The sequence below is a fragment of the Marinococcus salis genome, assembly GCF_054971365.1.
Map to the genome: position 1 here is coordinate 13918 of NZ_JBQOJB010000019.1, position 18172 is coordinate 32089.

Below are 18172 nucleotides of genomic sequence, written 5' to 3' on the forward strand. Positions count from 1 at the left end.
CTTCAAGTGTAAAATAAAGAACAGCGGGTATACAGTAATGGTCACAGCATTTACAGAAAGAAGGTATACAATATGGATTACGTAACTTTAAACAATCAGCTGCAAATGCCACAGCTCGGTTTCGGTGTTTTTCAAGTAAGCGATGAGGAAGCTGAAAAAGCCGTTACACATGCGCTGAAATCTGGCTATCGTTCAATTGATACGGCGATGATCTATCAAAATGAAGAGGGAGTCGGCCGTGCGATTAAAGCGAGCGGAATCCCGAGAGAAGAGCTTTTTATTACGACAAAGGTATGGAACTCTGATCATGGCTATGAAAACACGCTTAAGGCATTTGATGCGAGCCTCGAGCGTCTGGGACTCGATTATGTGGATTTATACCTGATCCATTGGCCGACGCCGGCAAATGATGATTACGTAGAAACGTATCAGGCGCTTGAGAAGCTGTATGAAGACGGCAAGGTAAAAGCGATCGGCGTGAGTAACTTTGAGGTGGAGCATCTGGAAAGAATTTTAAACGAGTGCACAGTGAAGCCTGTATTAAACCAAGTGGAATGCCATCCTTACCTGGCGCAGAATGAATTAAAAGATTACTGCAAAAAGAAAAATATTTATGTGGAAGCGTGGAGCCCGATCATGCAGGGCGGAGAAGTGCTGAATGATGAACACATTCAAAATATCGCTGAGAAGCACGGAAAAAATCCTGCTCAAGTAGTGCTGCGCTGGCACCTGCAGAACGATACGATTATCATTCCAAAATCGGTGACGCCGGAACGAATTGAAAGCAACATCGATGTGTTTGACTTTGCGCTTGAGGATGAAGATATGGCGACTATTAATCGTCTGGATAAAGGAGCCCGTAAAGGACCAAGGCCAGCAGAAATCAATTAAACCCTCCAATAATCTTCCGGTCAAAAACGGCCGGAGGATTTTTTAAAATGAACATATCGTATACAAGCAGCTGCAGAAGCTGAGATCAGGTCTTTCAACCAAAGGTGGGTGTTTATGTTTTCCGTTCCTTCTATGAAGCTTAAACTCTTGAATGCGGTCGCCCTGGCAGTAGTCATTGCCGTAAACGGGCTTGCCAACGCCCTGCCACTAAACGGCCAGACTACTGGCAGCATCTCGGACAGCCTCAACGTATTATTCACCCCTGCCGGATACGTTTTTTCGATATGGGGAATTATTTATCTGCTCCTGATTTTGTGGGTGCTGCGTGCTTTTTTCGCAAAACCGACGGAAGAGTATATATATGCAGGCATCGGCTATATGTTTATCCTGTCATGCGTATTTAACGTGCTGTGGCTGTTCTTATTTCATTATGAAATATTTTACGGCACCATGGCAGCTATTCTGGGCCTGTGGGTCAGCCTGGGCGTTATCTATATGAAAATTAAAACGAGTCCGCGCCGGGGGCTCCTGTTGGTGCCAATCAGTGTATATTTTGGCTGGGTTACGGTCGCTTCTATTACAAACATCGGAGTTGTACTTACAGCGAGTGGCATACGCAGCTGGATCATTGACGGCAGCTGGTGGACTGCTCTTGTGATTGCCGCAGCGTCTGCTGCCGTGATTTTGTTTTATAGAAAAACGGGCGACGTTTTATATACGCTGGTATTTGTATGGGCGTTTACCGGTATTTTTGTACAGCGCTGGCAGGAAGTGAATCTGGTGGCATGGACAGCGGCTGTGGCTGCCGTGATTCTGTTTGTTCAGCTGTTTTTCCGTCCTAAAAATAAATTCACTTATTTGTAACCATATTGGGTGATTAACATTAAAAAAGGAAGGGAAAATAGAACTTGATTACAAGGTTGGAAATTCGTATAAAGTCAAAGGTTTCCGGCAGCCTTTCAATACGGAATGAAAGTCCAGCGGAATTGCTGGACTTTTTGGTTGAAGCCGGAAGTACTTAATTTGAGGTGATCAGGTTGGAAAACAAGCTTTATGATATAGCAGGCATCGGGCTCGGGCCGTTTAATCTTGGTATGGCCGCCCTGCTTGAACCAGTGGACGATATAGAAGCCGTCTTTTTAGATGAAAAGGATGAATTTGCCTGGCATCCGGGAATGTTGCTTGAGGGGACAGTGCTGAATTCTTCCTTTCTTGCTGATTTGGTGACGTTTGCCGATCCGACTAGCCGTTTTACGCTGCTAAACTATTTGCACAAGCATAACCGCATGTTTCAGTTCTTTTTTAATAAGCAGCTGAAGGTGCCAAGAAGAGAATATGACTCCTATGGAAAGTGGGTGGCCGCACAGCTTCCGTACTGTCTTTTCGGGCAGCGGGTGCTTGAGGTGGCTGACAGCAGCTGGAACGGAGCTTCCTGCTACAAAATTACGACAGAAAATACGGGCAGCGGAGAAAAGGAATATTTTTATACGAAAAATGTGGCAGTGGGCACAGGAGCAGCACCGATGCTTCCTCCTAATATTGAAAGGCAGCAGAGCGACGACATTTATCATGCTGCCGATTACTCCTTTCGCAAGGAAGAACTGAAAAGCGGAGACGAGGTTACCGTTGTTGGCTCTGGCCAGAGTGCAGCAGAGATTTTTCATGACCTCCTGCAGGACCAGAAGCATTTTCATTACAAACTCAATTGGTTTACCCGCTCCCCTCAGTTTTTCCAGGCCGAGGACGCTAAGGTCGCCCGCGAGATTTTTTCCACGGATTTTGTCGAATATTTCCGTTCACTTGATATTAAAACAAGGCTCGAGACACTGCCGGAGCTTGACCATGCAAGAAAGGGCATTGAGCAGCCTACGCTTGAAAAAATATACGATCTTCTTTATCATCGTTCTATCGAACGTGAAGATCCAAACGTTGTTCTCCAGGCTGCCACTGAGCTGTCGGATATTCAGTCGGTGGAGGGAGGCTATCAGTTAAAGCTCCGTCAATGGCAGCAGGATAAAATGTTCCGCTGTTTTTCGGATAAAGTCGTGCTTGCCACCGGTTTTCAGCCGAGTGTACCGGACTGGATCCAGGAGTACGGGGAGCTGGTGGAAAAGGAAGACGCGGACCATTATATGATTGATGATTATTACCGCCTTCAGTTCAAAGACGGACGTGACAATTATATATACATGCTCACAAATATTGATCATTCGCACGGCACAGCTGCGACGAACTTATCTTTATCCGTCGTAAGAAACCAGACGGTCATCAATAACCTGTGCGGATTTGAACGTTATCCCGTACAGAAAGATACGGTGTTCCAGCGTTTTTCAGCAACAGAAGAATAAGAAAGGGAGCGCCTCTGCTGATTGGGAGGCGTTCTTTTTTCCAGGGAGAGAGACACATGGCGAAAAAGAAATGGTATGTAGTATGGAAAGGGAAAAAACCGGGCATTTACAGTACCTGGGCTGAATGCGAAAAGCAGGTCAAGGGATTCAAAGGAGCAAAATTTAAGTCATTTTCTTCGTATGAAGAAGCAGAGGCAGCTTTTAACGGGGCTGGACAAAAACCTGAAACTGAAAGGGGCAGTTACATAATGGAAAGTATTTCCGTAGACGCCGGTTCCCATGGCAACCCGGGGCCGGTAGAATACCGGGGTGTCTACACGAAAACAGAAGAGATTGTGTTTGCCCATCCCGGGTTTAAAAAGGGCACAAACAATATGGCGGAATTCCTTGGGATCGTGCATGCCCTTCAGTATTTAAAGGAACAAAAAAGCGCTATGCCTGTATATTCGGATTCGGCGACAGCCATCGGCTGGGTCGAAAAGAAAAAAGCAAATTCGACGCTGGTGGAAGATGCCGACAGCCGGGAAATCTGGGAAGAGATCCGCCGGGCGGAAAACTGGCTGAAGGAGCATACGTGGGACAACCCGATTTATAAATGGGATACAAATAACTGGGGTGAAATTAAAGCGGATTATCAGCGCAAGTAAAGAAAGAAGGGGAATTATGAAACTGAGTATACTTGACCAATCCATCATGCCTTATGGAGAAACGCCGGAAAACACATTAGCCTGGACCGGGGAGTATGCCAGGATTGCTGAAGAACTCGGATACCACCGATTCTGGGTCTCTGAGCATCACGGCACAAAGCATATAGCCGGAAGTGCTCCGGAAGTATTAATTGCCCATCTGGCCGCCCGCACCACACGTATGAAAATTGGATCGGGTGCAGTGCTGCTTCCGCACTATAGCGCGTTTAAAGTGGCTGAAGTATTTGAAGTGCTGGCTTCTCTGTACAAAGACCGTATTGACCTGGGCCTCGGCAGGGCGCCGGGAGCTATGCCAAACGTTACCCGGGCCTTACATGAAGGGGGATCAAGAAATGCCGCCAGGTATCCCGGCCAGCTGAAAGAACTGCTTACTTTTTTGTCCCCGGAAGGAAATAAATACGAAGGGCTGTACGACTATGCTCCGGTGACGCCACGTGCTGAGGTGAAGCCGGCAGTCTGGATTCTCGGCTCAAGCCGGGACAGTGCTAAAACAGCGGCAGAAAACGGCCTGCCGTTTTGCTTCGCTCATTTTATTAATCCGGATGAAGGCTTTCAGGCAGCTGATTATTATCATGAGCATTTTCAGCCGTCTGGCGTCTGTCCGACTCCTTATTTTATGCTGGCGGTCTCGGCCCTTGCAGCAGAGTCCGAGCGGCAGGCAGAGGAATGGAGGGCTGTGGGGGATTACGTTTCTTCAGTAACCGCTAAGGGCCTCGGGCTGCTCGGTATACCCTCGTATGAGATGATCAAGGACGTTACGTACATGGATGAAGAAAAAGACATGTTTCAAAAAAACCGGTATCATAACGCGGTGGGGACGATAGACCAGGTGGAGGAAAAGCTCAAATGGCTTGAAAAAGCTTACGGTGCTGAAGAAATTATGACTGCAGGCATCACTCCGTCATTTGAAGAGAAGGCTGCCTCAATGCGGCGGATTGCCGACCGGTTTAAAATAAACAGCCACCAGGTTTAGAATGAGCAGGAACTTGGGTAAACTTATCTGTGTGACTAAAAATTATATCCAGGAAAGGTGATATATGATGAGTAAAATAGCAGTAGTCCTTACAGATCTTTTTGAAGATGTGGAATTCACAGACCCGAAAGAAGCATTCGAAAAAGAAGGTCATGAACTTACCGTAATCGAAAATGAAAAAGGCAAAACCGTTACCGGTAAACAGGGAGAAGCAAAAGTAACCGTTGACGCTTCTATTGCAGACGTGAAGCCGGAAGATTTTGATGCTCTTTTTATTCCAGGAGGATTTTCTCCGGATCAGCTTCGCGGCGATCAGCGATTTGTGGATTTCGCCAAATATTTCATGGATCATGATAAGCCGGTATTTGCAATCTGCCACGGTCCACAGCTGCTTATTACAGCAAAAGCGCTGGAAGGCCGTAACGCGACAGGATTTAAATCCATTCAGACAGATATGGAGTATGCGAAAGCGAAGCTTCATGATGAAGAAGTAGTCGTTTGCAACAACCTTGTCACAAGCCGTGAGCCGGATGACATCCCGGCATTTAACCGCGAATCTCTGAAACAGTTAGCAAAATAAGACCAAAAGGCCGGCTGGATAGCTGGCCTTTTGTTATTGATGAGATTAACGGAAGAGGATTCAGAGTGAGCACATAAACAGGAAATCAAATGAAGAAATGTTATAATTAACAGTACATGAGAGATTGGGGTGAATAACATGGCAGAAGAACAAAACACGAAGCTGGCCACCTTTGCCGGAGGGTGTTTTTGGTGTATGGTAGGTCCCTTTGAACAGCAGGAAGGAGTCTGCGATATTATGTCGGGATATACCGGCGGGCATACAGAAAACCCGACGTACCGGGAAGTATGTTCAGAAACTACCGGTCACGTAGAAGCTATCCAGATGAAATACGACCCATCGGTGGTGTCGTATGAACGGCTGCTCGAAATATTTTGGCGCCAGATTGACCCTACAGATCCGGGTGGTCAGTTTAATGACCGCGGGGAATCGTACACGACAAATATTTTTTACCACGATGAAGAACAACACCGGCTCGCGGAAGCTTCCAAACAGGAGCTTGATGAGAACGGCCCGTTTAAAAAACCAGTGGTAACGAGAATCAGGGAAGCCGGGGTGTTTTATCCGGCCGAAGAATATCATCAGGATTATCATCACAAAAATCGTTTTCACTATATGATGTACCGGAAAGGCTCCGGCCGTGAAGGATTTATAAACAATTACTGGAGTGAGCAGAATGAGCACCAATAAAAAATACAGTACAGAAGAACTGAAGCAGCGTTTAACCCCAATGCAGTATGAAGTGACTCAAAACGATGCCACTGAGCGTCCGTTTGAAAATGAATACTGGAATCATAAAGAAGAAGGTCTGTATGTAGACGTTGTCTCCGGAGAGCCTCTGTTTAGTTCAAAGGATAAATTTGACTCCAACTGTGGTTGGCCAAGCTTTACCATGCCTTTAAAGGAAAGTGAAGTTAAAGAAAACTTTGATGATTCTTTAGGGATGAGAAGAACAGAAGTCCGCAGCGATGAAGCAGATTCCCACCTTGGGCACGTATTTCCGGATGGCCCTGAACCAACAGGCTTACGGTATTGTATCAATTCGGCTGCTCTTAAATTTATCCCGGTCAATGAGCTTGAAGAGCAGGGTTACAGTGAATATCTGTACCTGTTCAAATAAAAAAGAGGTTTTTTCAGCCTGAAAAAGGGTAAAATATACTTTGGAAGGTTACAACTATGAGAAAACATCAATTGCACTAAACAGACGACAGGAGGAATTTATTCATGGAACGCGTAAGAGAAAACGATCCTAAAGTACAGGAATTAATCGATGGACTTAACGTCGACTTAGCACACGAATATGCAGCAGCTATTATGTATACAAACTACGCAGCTGTGGTTTCCGGCATTCACACACCTATGCTCAGACCATTGTTTGAAGATGAAATCGGTGACGAGCAGGGCCACGCTCAATACATTGCTTCCAAAATTCGTACGCTTGGCGGCACGCCGACGACAAAACCTGCTGATATTAAGCAGACGTTCCAGGTTCGCGAAATGCTTGAAGCTGCCCGTGATTCTGAAGCAGACACAATTGAGCGCTATACTAAACGTGCCCAGCAGGCAGAAGAACTGAACATGATCGAGCTTCAAAACAAACTTGAAGACCTCATTTCTGATGAGACCGGTCATAAAGAAGAAATTGAACGCATTCTTGAAGGTTCCGATCTGTAAAATAGAGTAAAAAAGCCGCCGGGAGGCGGTTTTTTTATGTTAGGGATATACAGTAGCCGCCACTAATGACGGAATTTTCAAAAAATAATTGGATTATATAAGGATGGCATGAAAATACCCGGATGACTGCCATCCCTGCAGCGATTTTAGTTGGCTCGTTTTTTAGTGGCCGGACGGACGTATACTTCTTTGGATTTCTTTTCATCAAGCTTGCGGTCTATGGAATCAAGTGCCTGCTTGTTGCTTTTGAGTTCATTTTTGTTTGCTTCCATTAAGTCATCAAATGAAAGTCTCTGTGGTTTTCTCATGCCAACATCTTCCTTTCCTTCTGTTATACTCCTGCTGACCACTAGTTTACCCTATAGCACGCGTTTGACAACCCATTAAATTTTGAAAATATGGTGAAAAGTACATTCTTTTTCCGAAAGGTAGATTTTTTTTGATAAGATAAAGTAAAAAAGAATAAATTCATGTAAAATGTGGTATAGGTATTAATATATGTAGAGCCGAAAGGATGGATAGTGATGGCAGAGGAAAATGGAAACACAGCACTTAAAATTGGTTTAATCCTTGGGGGCGTTGTCTCCGTTATTGTATTACTCAGCACCCGTAAAACCCGTTCTCCTATTGTTGGCGGCACGAAGCAGACAGCTTCCACATTGAATGACACGTCGCAGTTTCTTTCAGAAAATAGAGAATCGATTATTTCCACGTTAAGGGAAACCTCGAATTATTATTCGGAGCTGCTTCAGTCGGCAAGCACAGATATCCAGGAGATCGTCAACCGGGTGAACAGTTTAAAAGAAACTCTGATGAAAGCAAAAACAACCACGCTTGAAACTACGGGTGAATTAAAAGAATTAAAAGAAGAAAGTACAGCGATCGAAAGCAGTTCTTCTAACAGTAATGCAGGCCAGCTGCAGCAAGCTGAAGATACGCATTCTTCTTCATAATAAAGGGCAGGTTCTTTCATTTGAACCTGCTTTTTTTAGTGGTTTGAAATTATTACTGCATTTGACGTTTACCTTGGCCTTACGAAGGAAATACATCATATAGAATGATAATAGAACAGTTAACACAGTCACGGAAAGGGGCAACAGACAATGGGAATTACAAACAATTTAAAGCAGTTAAAAAATAAAGAGGATGAATACGGTTTTGTTTCCTTTTATTTGAACACAGATATTGGCGAAGGCGGACAGCCTAGCGAAGAATGGAAAATTAAATACAAAAAGGCTGTCAATGGCTTAAAGCAATATGCAGATAAGAGCGAAACGAAAAATGAAAAAAACGCGATCAAAAAAATTACCGATGATATTGAAAAATACATTGAAGATCACCGCGATGAATTGCAGAAAAGTATTATCATTTTCGCTTCTGGTGACGGCTCCACCTGGGAATCGGACATTTTCCAGGTGCCGGTGGAGACAGAAGTAATGTGGGAACCAACGCCACAGACCGAGCAGCTCGAAAAGCTCGAAAAAACCTTCCCGCCTACAGCAATCCTTCTGACAAACAAGCAGGATGTTTACCTGATCGATACTTCCATGGGGGTAGTCCGCGAAGAAATGCAGTTCCACTGGGATGTGGACAGCGAAGACTGGCAGGAATACAAAGGCACAGCATCGGCTGACCGGACGGCTTCGGGTTCTACACAGGTAGATAAAGTCCAAAAGCGTTTTGAAGAAAACCGTCATCGTTGGTATAAGAGCCTGGCGCCTGTTATCAACAAACAGATGAAAAACCGCGGCCTGGATACAGCATATATTATTGGCGATAAAGAATATGCTAAAGACTTGGAAGAGAACATGGGTGAAAGGGTAAAAGAAGTTATCAACAAAAACTTAATCTCTACGCCAACGCATGAAATATTAAATGAAATTTATCCTGAAAACGTACGCTAAACGGTATGAGTGCGGCAGCTGCTATTATAATAGCAGCTGCTTTTTTCATGAATAAACGGAGCCTCTGCACAAAACAACGGAGTTTTTGATATAATACCTTTTGTTTGGCGATAAGCTTATATTTAGATAAGATAACAACACGAATGATACTTTTAAAGAGGTGAATATAATGAAATTTTCAATGACTGATGGAGGATTTCAAACAAAAACAGAATACGGAGAGTTGTTTGTTTCTGGGGAGGAAGAGTATGGCTTTCGCCCTTTTCAGCTGATGACGTCTTCAATTGCGGTATGCAGTGGCGGAGTACTGCGAAAGATCATGAATAAAAGACACCAGACGGTGCATGATATTCAAATAGAAGCAGAGGTGGAGCGCGATGAGAAAGAGGCGAATAAAATTACCTCCATCCACCTGCACTTTACCGTAAAGGCAGAAAACGTGACGGAAGCTCAAATGCAAAAGAATATGGAGTGGACAAAGAAAAACTGTTCGATGGTTCAGTCAGTCAAAGACAGCATTGCGGTAACAGAAACATTTGAACTTCTTTCCAACTAGCAGTGCGGAAGGTCTTAGAAGAGAATTGGAGAGAAAAGTATGGCAAACGCCGGAAGTAACCAGCTAGACTTCACGGAAGGCAGTATCATGAAAAAAATGGTGATATTTGCTTTTCCTATTTTTATTGGGAACCTGCTTCAAAGCTCTTATCAAATCGTGGACAGTTTGTGGGTCGGTAATTTAATCGGAGCAGAGGCCCTGGGGGCAGTCTCTCTGGCTTCCACCATTTTGTTTTCTGTGCTGTCTTTTATTATAGGCATTAACAGTGCAACATTAACAGTGCTTTCCCAGAGGGTGGGGGCTGACGACGATGAGGGCTTGAAGCGGTCTCTCAATGCTTTTGTCTCGGTTTTAGGAACGCTTGCAATTATTCTTGGAGCGATAGGTTTTTTTGCAGCGCCTACCGTTTTAACGTGGATGGGGACGCCGCCGGACGTCCTGGAAAGTGCAGTCATATACTTACGCATTAATTTTATTGGTATTGTCTTTTTGTTTGGCTATAATTTTATAGGCACTGTCCTGCGTGCGGTCGGCGACAGCAAGACACCGCTGCGCTTCATCATGCTCGCTGTAGGGCTGAATATTTTCCTCGATCCGCTGTTTATTTCGGGTTTTGATATGGGGATCCAGGGAGCAGCAATTGCGACGGTTATTTCCCAGGGGAGCGCATTTGTGTTCGGAATCGTTTACATGATTCTCGTGAAGGGCCTGCCGTTTGCTGTGCCGAGCATCCCGGAGAAAGCAGAATTCCAGCGCATTATGAAGCTCGGACTTCCGGCGGGCCTATCAATGATGGCGATCTCTGGAGGCCAGCTTGCGATTATGACAGTGGTCACCTCGTTTGGCGCCGTGGTGCTCTCCGGGTACGGGGCAGCCCAGCGGCTGGACAGCCTGATTATGCTTCCGGCTACCACGCTTGGTTCTGCCATCACAAGTATGGCAGGGCAGAATATTGGGGCTAACCGCTGGGACCGGATCAGCTCTATTGCGAAGAATGCATTGATTTTAATTTTAATAGTCTCGATTACCATGAGCACAGCCGTCTTTTTACTGGCCGAGTTTTTAATGGGGCTGTTTGTAAATGACGAAGCGACCATTCAGTATGGTAAAACGTACCTGCAGATTGTCGCATTCTTTTACCCGTTTTTAGGAATAAATTTCGTGTTGAACGGTATTGTACGCAGTTCCGGGGCTATGATCCAAGTACTTGCCCTCAATATCATTTCCTTCTGGGTGCTGCGTTTTCCACTTGCATGGTTCTTCTCCGAAAGAATAGGGGAAAACGGCATCGCACTTGGTATAGGCGCCAGCTTTGTGATCAGCGCTGTGATTTCGGCTAGCTATTATATATTTGGCGGCTGGAACCGTATTGATATATTTAAAGAAGAAAAGAAAAAAGGGGGAGCGTCATGAGCACGCCAATACACGATAAAAACCAGCAGCTTCAGTATATTAAACAGCGTCTGCATCTGCTTTCAACGATGGTGGACAATATTGATCCTGAAGAAGGCTCCGAATCAGAAATGAAGAGACTCGAAGAAATGGTGGAGCAGCTGCGGATTAAATGCCGCCAGTTTCAGCCGGATTGGAAGGATTACTAATGCCCGATGTTTATTTTATCCGCCACGGGGAATCAGAAGGAAACTACGCCCAAGTGCTGCAGGGATCGATGGATTATCCATTAACCCGGCATGGCCAAACGCAGGCAGAAGCGCTGGGCAGTTACTTTCGCGAGGTTCAGTTCGACGCTGTAATTGCAAGTGATTTAATGAGGGCATCTGGCACTGCAGCGGCCCTGGCAGACTTTCAGCAGGTGGACATATCCACCGATGAGCGGCTTCGTGAAGTACATTTAGGCGTGCTCGAGGGAAAAGCAAGAGAGGTTATTCAAAACGAATTTCCGGACCTCATTGGACGAGACCTTTTAACCGCCGAAGTGGAAGGGGCGGAAACAAAAAACGACCTGACAGCACGGTGTGCCTGGTTATATCATAAGCTGACAGAAGAATGGAAAGAGAAGGACCAGGTTGCAGTTGTTTCGCACGGGGGCTTCATTACCATCTTTTTTATGTATTTATTGGCCAAAGACAACTGGGTATCGCTCCAGCGTTCCATGCGTATCGACAACACGGGGGTGTCCAGGATTCACTTTCGAAAAGACCGTGCTTCTATTCAATACATTAACCGGATTACACATTTAGAGTAACATGAAAAAAGCAGGAGCTGCAGCTCCTGCTTTTTTCATGTTTATCCGCTGTATTCGATAGGGCCATTTGGACCAAGCGGAAGTCCGGTAAGCATCCATACGACAAGCAGCAAGGCCCAGAATATGAGAAATGCAATCGAATAAGGGAGCATAACCGCTATCAGGGAGCCGATGCGCATATTCTTGTCATACTGCTGGGCAAACGCGATAATAATTGCAAAGTAAGTCATTAGCGGCGTAATAATGTTGGTGGAGGAATCTGCCACGCGGTAAGCCATCTGTGTTAATTCCGGCGAATAGCCAAGCTGCATCATAATCGGAACGAACACTGGGGCGAGGATTGCCCATTTCGCAGAGGCACTTCCAATAAACAGGTTAATAAATCCGACAATTAATACGAATACTAAGATTAAAGGAATACCGGTAAGATTAATGGATTGTAAAAAATCCGCGCCGTATACAGCCATAAATGTACCCAGGTTGGTTTCTTCAAAATAAGCAACAAATTGGCCGGCTGTGAAGGCAAGAAGAATGAACATGCCCATGCTTGCCATCGTATCAGACAGCTGATTAGCAACGTCGGTATCGTTTCTTATATTTTTTGTTACAATACCGTATACAAGGCCGGGAATAAAGAAAGCTATAATAATTACGACAACAAGGGAATCCATAAACGGCGACTGAACAACAGCTCCTCCTTCGCCGCGGAGCGGAGCATTAGACGGAACAATGAGCAGCGCAAGCAGGATAATAGTTAAAAGCGCTGACCCCATTGACCATAAAATTCCTTTCTTTTCTGTCCCGGACAGGGACGTAAGGTTTTCCCGGTATTCGCCTTTATACTCCCCAAGCCGGGGCTCGACGACGAACTGACTCACGAATGTGCCGATAATAGCCAAAAAGAAAGTAGATACAATAATAAAGTAGTAATTCATCGCCAGGTTCATCTGTTCAGCATACGCCGGATCGATGGTGGAAGCCGCCTGGATGTTCAATTCACCGAGCAGGACATCGGTACCGGAAAGCAATAGGTTGGCGCTGAAGCCCGCCGAAACCCCGGCGAAGGCGGCAGCAAGACCTGCTAGTGGGTGCCGGCCGAGTGCGGCGAAGAGGATAGCGCCGAGCGGTGGCAGCACCACATAACCGGCATCCGAAGCTACACTTGACATGATCCCGGCAAAAACGAGGCCGAAGGTAATTAAGGACTTAGGAATGGATAGGATAAATCCGCGAAGAAGCACACTGATTAATCCAGTACGCTCAGCGATGCCAATACCGATCATGGTAGCAAGCACCACTCCGAGCGGGGCAAAGTTAATAAAGTTGTCCACCATGCTGGTGAATATGTATTCAATTCCACTAGATGAAAGCAGATTGGTTACCTGGACTGTTTCTCCCTCTTCCCCAGGAGACTCCACCTGCAGGCCGGCAGCAGAAAGGATGGCAGATAATACCAATACAAGCGCGGCTAGAATGGCGAACAGAGTAACCGGATGGGGAAGCTTATTCCCAACTCGTTCAATCCAATTCAGCGACCGCTGCAGCATGGTCGACTTTGGTGCAGAAGAGCTCATAATTTCCCTCCTAATTCGTTTAAAAATGACGAAAGTATCATAAGTGCACAAAGCTTATTGTAATGAATGAAAACAAAGGAAGAAAGCCATTTCGTCGAGAATAGGAAAATAGAACGGAAAAAATAAATAACAATTTATTGAAAATTAATGCTTTTCTCCTAAAAAAAGAAAATATTGCAGAATCCCAAGTGCATCGGGGAGCAGGTCGCGTGAACATGGGTAAACGTGATAAAATAACAAAGCTTCATGAAAGGACGTAATTACTGTGCAGCAGATAATAAGGCAGCTCCCGTCCGTATATGATGTTCAGCTGATGCTGAAACGGATGGCACTCGATCCGCTGTATAATGTAGATATTGATCAAAGACAAGTGAAGCTGCCTCTGCCAGGTGAGAGGCAGCTTGATACAGTAACCCTTGGATTTGTTGAGCATCAATCGAAGACGTATGTATATATAGAGGCTCCGGAGAGCAGAGAACAGGAGGCTGTGGATAAAATTGAACGTATTTTTCGCTTTCATCAGCCCCTGGAGCAGGCAGCCGGACATTTTCAGGGAACGGAATTAGAGCCGCTGTTCCGCAGGTTCTACGGGGCGCCGCTCACGTGTGACTTTGATTTATACGGCTGTCTTATAAAAACGATTATTCATCAGCAATTGAATATGGCTTTTGCCTATACACTTTCAACAAGATTCGCCCAGACGTACGGGGTGTTTAAAGACGGAGTATGGTTTTATCCTGGTCCCGAAGTAACGGCCGTGATACATCCAGACGAACTTCGCCGCCTGCAGTTCAGCCAAAGGAAAGCAGAGTACGTCGTAGATGTCTCTAAGAGTATAGTTCAAGGAACGCTTGATATAGATTCTCTTCAGAAAAAGACCGATGAGGACGTCATAAAAGAGCTCACGCAGCACCGTGGTATAGGCTCCTGGACGGCAGAATGCTTTTTGTTATTTGGGCTCGGAAGGGAAAACCTGATGCCTGCTGCTGATATCGGTGTGCAAAACGGGTTAAAGAAGCTGCTTGGGCTTGAAGCCAAACCGTCTAAGACAGAAATTACAGAATGGGCCAGACGGTGGAGCCCCTACAACAGCTATGCAAGTATTTATTTATGGCTTCATATGGAAATACCAGATAAAGGAGAAGATATGCGTGCCGAAAAATGAAAAGTTTGAACAACGTCAACCGCTTCAGGAGGGTCAGGAATTTCCGCTGACCATTAAACGAATAGGCATTAACGGAGAAGGAATTGGGTATTTTAAACGCCAGGCCGTATTCGTTGAAGGTGCCCTTCCAGGCGAAGTAATCGTTGGACAGGTAGAGGAAGTGAAGAGAAATCGTGCGATCGCAAGCATAAAATATATTCGTGAAGCTTCACCGAGCCGCCAGAAAGCTCCCTGTCCGGTGTACAAAATTTGTGGCGGCTGCCAGCTGCAGCACGCTGAATACGGCGAGCAGCTGTGGATGAAGCAGGATCTGGTGCTGCAGTCATTTGAACGTTACGCCCCCACGGTACCCGAGATCCGTGAAACGATCGGCATGGAAAATCCGTGGAGATATAGAAACAAAAGCCAGTGGCAGACGGGAGAAGGAAAAAAAGGGCGAGTGGAAGCGGGTTTGTACTCGAGTGATTCCAACCAGCTGGTGGATCTCACTAATGTCGGCTGTATGGTGGAAAAATCGATTTTAAATAAGATTACTAAGGCAATTACCGTATTTATGAAGAATGAAGAGGTGCCTGTTCACACAAGTAACCAAAAAGGGGTAAAAACCATCGTCGTGCGGGCAAATGAACAAAAAAGCGAGGTTCAGGTCACGCTTGTAACGTCTTCGGTGGACCTGCCGGAGCAGGAAGAGCTGGTAGATTTCCTCCGTTCTTCGTTCGCAGAAATAAAATCAATTCATCATCATGTGCAGAATGAAAGCAGTCCGACTGTTTTTGGTGGTACGACCAAACGCCTCTGGGGAAAAGACACGATCAAATATAACATGCAGGATTTCTCGTTTCATCTATCGCCGGAAGCATTCTTCCAGCTGAACTCCGAGCAGGCTTCCACCCTTTATGACGAAGCGAAAAAGGCAGCGAAGCTGACGGGCCGGGAAAAAGTGGTCGATGCTTACTGTGGCAGCGGCACTATTGGTCTATGGATGTCCCCGGACGCCAGAGAAGTACGTGGAATGGACATGATTAAAGCAAGTATTCAGGACGCCAACAAAAATGCCAAACAGGCAGGAGCTTCCCACGCCAGGTTCTACCACGGAAAGGCAGAAGAGATGATGCTGCAGTGGCAGAAGGAAAACTGGCGTCCGGATGTAATAGTCGCGGATCCGCCGCGCACAGGCTGTGGGGAGGCACTGTTAAATACGATTGGAAAAGTAAAGCCTAAACGCTTCGTATACGTTTCCTGTAACCCGTCCACCCTGGCCAAGGATGCCGCTTACCTGAAAAAAGCAGGATACCATCCAGAATATGCCCAGCCGGTGGACATGTTCCCTCAGACCTCCCAGGTGGAAGCAGTGGTGCCGTTTGTATACAAACCGGAGAAAAAAGGAAAAAAATAAACATGAGTGGTGAACAGCAATGTGCTTGTATTGGCTCGGTATCAGCCTGATTGTCTCTATTATTCTTACCATTTTGGCCAATCTGCTGCTCTACCTTTTTTTATAAAGCAGGAAAGGAGAGCGGAAATTTATGTTTGAAAAACAGCTTTGGCAGCATGCTGCCAGTTCCTTAAACGAGTTTGCCGATTTTATTAGTGAAGCACTCAAAGGTCCGGTCACCATAGAGGATGCGACACACCGTCTGCTTGCCTACAGCGGCCATCCACAGGTTACTGACGGAGCACGAACGGCAACGATCATGGGGCGGCGGGTGCCGGAAGAAGTGATTCACCGTTTGTGGAACGAGGGAGTAATTCCAAGTCTTCATCAACAGAATCTGCTTTCTTACGCCAAATGCACAGGGTATGGCAGGAACGGTATGGAGATACGCTTATGGCCATCGCGGCATCTGAAATTTGTCATCGTTATACAGAAGTGGCGGGCGGATACAGCCAGGCGTTAACCATGCTTGATTTAAAAAAACAGGTTCGCCAGCTTCCATCCCACTATTATTTTTTGCACGAAGCGGGTTACTATCGATTTTTTCCTGTACTTTTGCAAAGATGGGACGAAGAAACGTTTACCCATCCTTCCTTAAAGAACTTATTTGATTATGATGCAGAAAATGAGACAGAGCTTTTAAGCACGCTTTACATTTATCTTAGTGAAGACTGCAATGTCAATGCAGCTGCCAAAATACTTCATGTGCACCCGAATACATTGTCTTATCGTTTGAAAAGAATGCAGGCGATTGCGGGGATAAGGCTCAATACGGCCCATGAAAAATGGACACTGCTGCTGGAACTGGAGTTGTTGAAAGAAAAACAAACAAGCCAGTTGTGAAAAATCACAAATAGACAATGGGAAGATTATTTTGTTCCGCCAATGCTTATGACCAGGAAACACGCTATACTAATAGAAAAGGTATTAGAGGAGGCGATGGATCGTGATAATAGGGGTTCCCAAAGAAATAAAAAACAATGAAAACCGGGTAGCCATTACGCCCGCCGGTGTTGTGCATTTAGCAAAAGCTGGCCATCAAATACACGTTGAAAACCATGCGGGAGAAGGAAGCGGGTTTTCAAATGAAGAATATGAAGCAGCTGGGGCGAAAATTATCACTAAGGCTGCAGACGTGTGGCAACAGGCAGAGATGATACTAAAAGTGAAAGAACCACTAGCTTCAGAATATCCATTTTTCCGCGAAGACTTGATTTTATTTACGTATCTGCATCTGGCAGCTGAACCTGAATTGGTCAAAGCATTGACTGAAAGCGGGGTTACTGCAGTGGCATACGAGACAGTTGAGGAGAATCATACGCTTCCGCTTTTAACACCAATGAGCGAAGTAGCAGGACGGATGGCAGCCCAGGTAGGCGCACAATTTCTGGAAAGTGTACATGGAGGAAAGGGCGTTTTGCTTTCGGGAGTACCGGGAGTAAAAAAAGCGAATGTAACAGTTATCGGCGGGGGCGTTGTCGGTACGAATGCAGCCCGTATCGCTCACGGGCTTGGGGCCAATGTAACTATCATCGACTTGAGCCCCTCCAGGCTCCGGCAGATTGATGAAGATTTCGGCGGCCAGATTCAGACACTGAGCAGCAACCCCCTGAACCTGGCAGAAGAAGTGAAGCGTTCAGACCTGGTCATTGGAGCTGTGCTTATCCCCGGAGCTAAAGCGCCAAAGCTGGTAACAGAAGAAATGGTAAAAAGCATGGATAGGGGCTCTGTACTGATCGATGTCGCGATCGATCAGGGAGGTATCATTGAAACGGCAGACCAGGTGACGACGCACGACCAGCCCACCTATGAAAAACATGGAGTAGTGCACTACGCTGTGGCAAATATGCCGGGAGCAGTTCCGAGAACATCAACGATCGCTTTAACAAATGTCACTATTCCCTATGCGCTCCAGATCGCAAATCTGGGCGCGGCAAAGGCCCTTTCAAATAACCCAACGCTTGGCAAAGGGCTGAACACCGCGAAGGGAAAGGTTACGTACCAGGCAGTAGCAGAGGATTTAGGTTATCCTTACGCCTCATTAGACGAAATACTTCCGATGTTGTAAAATATGGAGCGGGGGCCCGGCATGGGTACCCCGTTTTCTTTTAGAAAAATAACTGCAGCAGAGTCACCAGGGAGCTGCTGTCCATAGGAAG

21 protein-coding genes and 1 pseudogene are annotated in these 18172 nt (G+C 45.9%); 20 read left to right on the plus strand and 2 right to left on the minus strand.

Annotation, left to right across the window (positions count from 1 at the left end; genetic code table 11):
- Positions 1-72 precede the first annotated feature (72 nt).
- The 9 genes from ACTTK6_RS13455 (at position 73) to ACTTK6_RS13495 (ending at position 7173) form a co-directional block, all read left to right on the plus strand.
- Positions 73-891 carry an aldo/keto reductase gene (locus ACTTK6_RS13455; protein WP_079474321.1) on the plus strand — a complete coding sequence of 273 codons (819 nt, stop codon included), beginning with the start codon at positions 73-75 and terminating at the stop codon, positions 889-891.
- 114 nt (positions 892-1005) lie between these two features.
- Positions 1006-1755 (plus strand): TspO/MBR family protein, encoded by a 750-nt coding sequence (locus tag ACTTK6_RS13460; RefSeq protein WP_462833660.1) that lies wholly within the window; start codon positions 1006-1008, stop codon positions 1753-1755.
- 173 nt (positions 1756-1928) lie between these two features.
- On the plus strand, positions 1929-3239 hold the full coding sequence (locus ACTTK6_RS13465; RefSeq protein ID WP_462833662.1) for a lysine N(6)-hydroxylase/L-ornithine N(5)-oxygenase family protein: 1311 nt from the start codon (positions 1929-1931) through the stop codon (positions 3237-3239).
- A 56-nt stretch (positions 3240-3295) separates the two neighbouring features.
- Positions 3296-3886, plus strand: a complete 591-nt coding sequence (locus tag ACTTK6_RS13470; protein ID WP_462833664.1) for a ribonuclease H1 domain-containing protein — start codon at positions 3296-3298, stop codon at positions 3884-3886.
- A gap of 16 nt (positions 3887-3902) precedes the next feature.
- On the plus strand, positions 3903-4919 hold the full coding sequence (locus ACTTK6_RS13475; RefSeq protein ID WP_462833666.1) for an LLM class flavin-dependent oxidoreductase: 1017 nt from the start codon (positions 3903-3905) through the stop codon (positions 4917-4919).
- A gap of 64 nt (positions 4920-4983) precedes the next feature.
- Positions 4984-5499 carry a type 1 glutamine amidotransferase domain-containing protein gene (locus ACTTK6_RS13480; protein ID WP_462833667.1) on the plus strand — a complete coding sequence of 172 codons (516 nt, stop codon included), beginning with the start codon at positions 4984-4986 and terminating at the stop codon, positions 5497-5499.
- Positions 5500-5637: 138 nt separating this feature from the next.
- Complete coding sequence (gene msrA / locus ACTTK6_RS13485; protein ID WP_462833669.1) at positions 5638-6189, plus strand: peptide-methionine (S)-S-oxide reductase MsrA; 552 nt, start codon at positions 5638-5640, stop codon at positions 6187-6189.
- A complete protein-coding gene (gene msrB / locus ACTTK6_RS13490; protein WP_027847418.1) occupies positions 6176-6619 on the plus strand; it encodes a peptide-methionine (R)-S-oxide reductase MsrB in 444 nt (147 codons plus the stop codon). Before msrA ends, msrB begins: the two co-directional genes overlap by 14 nt.
- A gap of 104 nt (positions 6620-6723) precedes the next feature.
- On the plus strand, positions 6724-7173 hold the full coding sequence (locus tag ACTTK6_RS13495) for a ferritin-like domain-containing protein (RefSeq protein ID WP_079474327.1): 450 nt from the start codon (positions 6724-6726) through the stop codon (positions 7171-7173).
- A 146-nt stretch (positions 7174-7319) separates the two neighbouring features.
- Here ACTTK6_RS13495 and ACTTK6_RS13500 read toward each other — a convergent pair whose 3' ends face one another.
- Positions 7320-7481 (minus strand): FbpB family small basic protein, encoded by a 162-nt coding sequence (locus ACTTK6_RS13500; protein ID WP_143745382.1) that lies wholly within the window; start codon positions 7479-7481, stop codon positions 7320-7322.
- A gap of 216 nt (positions 7482-7697) precedes the next feature.
- Between ACTTK6_RS13500 and ACTTK6_RS13505 the strand changes: the two genes are divergently transcribed.
- The 6 genes from ACTTK6_RS13505 (at position 7698) to ACTTK6_RS13530 (ending at position 11839) form a co-directional block, all read left to right on the plus strand.
- Positions 7698-8126 (plus strand): hypothetical protein, encoded by a 429-nt coding sequence (locus tag ACTTK6_RS13505; RefSeq protein ID WP_079474328.1) that lies wholly within the window; start codon positions 7698-7700, stop codon positions 8124-8126.
- A 150-nt stretch (positions 8127-8276) separates the two neighbouring features.
- The gene (locus tag ACTTK6_RS13510; protein ID WP_462833671.1) at positions 8277-9077 is read left to right on the plus strand and encodes a VLRF1 family aeRF1-type release factor; all 801 of its coding nucleotides are present in this window, start codon (positions 8277-8279) and stop codon (positions 9075-9077) included.
- A gap of 169 nt (positions 9078-9246) precedes the next feature.
- Complete coding sequence (locus tag ACTTK6_RS13515) at positions 9247-9633, plus strand: OsmC family protein (RefSeq protein ID WP_462833673.1); 387 nt, start codon at positions 9247-9249, stop codon at positions 9631-9633.
- Positions 9634-9672: 39 nt separating this feature from the next.
- On the plus strand, positions 9673-11046 hold the full coding sequence (locus ACTTK6_RS13520) for an MATE family efflux transporter (protein WP_462833675.1): 1374 nt from the start codon (positions 9673-9675) through the stop codon (positions 11044-11046).
- Positions 11043-11234, plus strand: coding sequence for an SE1561 family protein (locus tag ACTTK6_RS13525; RefSeq protein ID WP_094909001.1), 192 nt, complete (start codon positions 11043-11045; stop codon positions 11232-11234). Before ACTTK6_RS13520 ends, ACTTK6_RS13525 begins: the two co-directional genes overlap by 4 nt.
- Positions 11234-11839 carry a histidine phosphatase family protein gene (locus ACTTK6_RS13530; protein ID WP_158219196.1) on the plus strand — a complete coding sequence of 202 codons (606 nt, stop codon included), beginning with the start codon at positions 11234-11236 and terminating at the stop codon, positions 11837-11839. The genes ACTTK6_RS13525 and ACTTK6_RS13530 overlap by 1 nt, the downstream gene beginning before the upstream one ends.
- Before the next feature lie 41 nt (positions 11840-11880).
- Here the strand turns inward: ACTTK6_RS13530 and ACTTK6_RS13535 are convergent, their stop codons facing one another.
- On the minus strand, positions 11881-13413 hold the full coding sequence (locus ACTTK6_RS13535) for an AbgT family transporter (RefSeq protein WP_462833678.1): 1533 nt from the start codon (positions 13411-13413) through the stop codon (positions 11881-11883).
- A 265-nt stretch (positions 13414-13678) separates the two neighbouring features.
- Between ACTTK6_RS13535 and ACTTK6_RS13540 the strand changes: the two genes are divergently transcribed.
- From ACTTK6_RS13540 to ald, 5 genes and pseudogenes are all read left to right on the plus strand, one after another.
- A complete protein-coding gene (locus ACTTK6_RS13540; protein WP_462833680.1) occupies positions 13679-14578 on the plus strand; it encodes a DNA-3-methyladenine glycosylase family protein in 900 nt (299 codons plus the stop codon).
- Positions 14565-15974, plus strand: a complete 1410-nt coding sequence (gene rlmD, locus ACTTK6_RS13545; RefSeq protein WP_233133486.1) for a 23S rRNA (uracil(1939)-C(5))-methyltransferase RlmD — start codon at positions 14565-14567, stop codon at positions 15972-15974. Before ACTTK6_RS13540 ends, rlmD begins: the two co-directional genes overlap by 14 nt.
- A gap of 130 nt (positions 15975-16104) precedes the next feature.
- Positions 16105-16344 (plus strand): annotated as a pseudogene (locus ACTTK6_RS13550) (hypothetical protein); the annotation flags it as partial.
- Positions 16345-16406: 62 nt separating this feature from the next.
- Positions 16407-16856, plus strand: a complete 450-nt coding sequence (locus ACTTK6_RS13555; RefSeq protein WP_462833683.1) for a PucR family transcriptional regulator — start codon at positions 16407-16409, stop codon at positions 16854-16856.
- A gap of 103 nt (positions 16857-16959) precedes the next feature.
- Positions 16960-18081, plus strand: a complete 1122-nt coding sequence (ald, locus tag ACTTK6_RS13560; protein ID WP_462833684.1) for an alanine dehydrogenase — start codon at positions 16960-16962, stop codon at positions 18079-18081.
- Positions 18082-18172 lie beyond the last annotated feature (91 nt).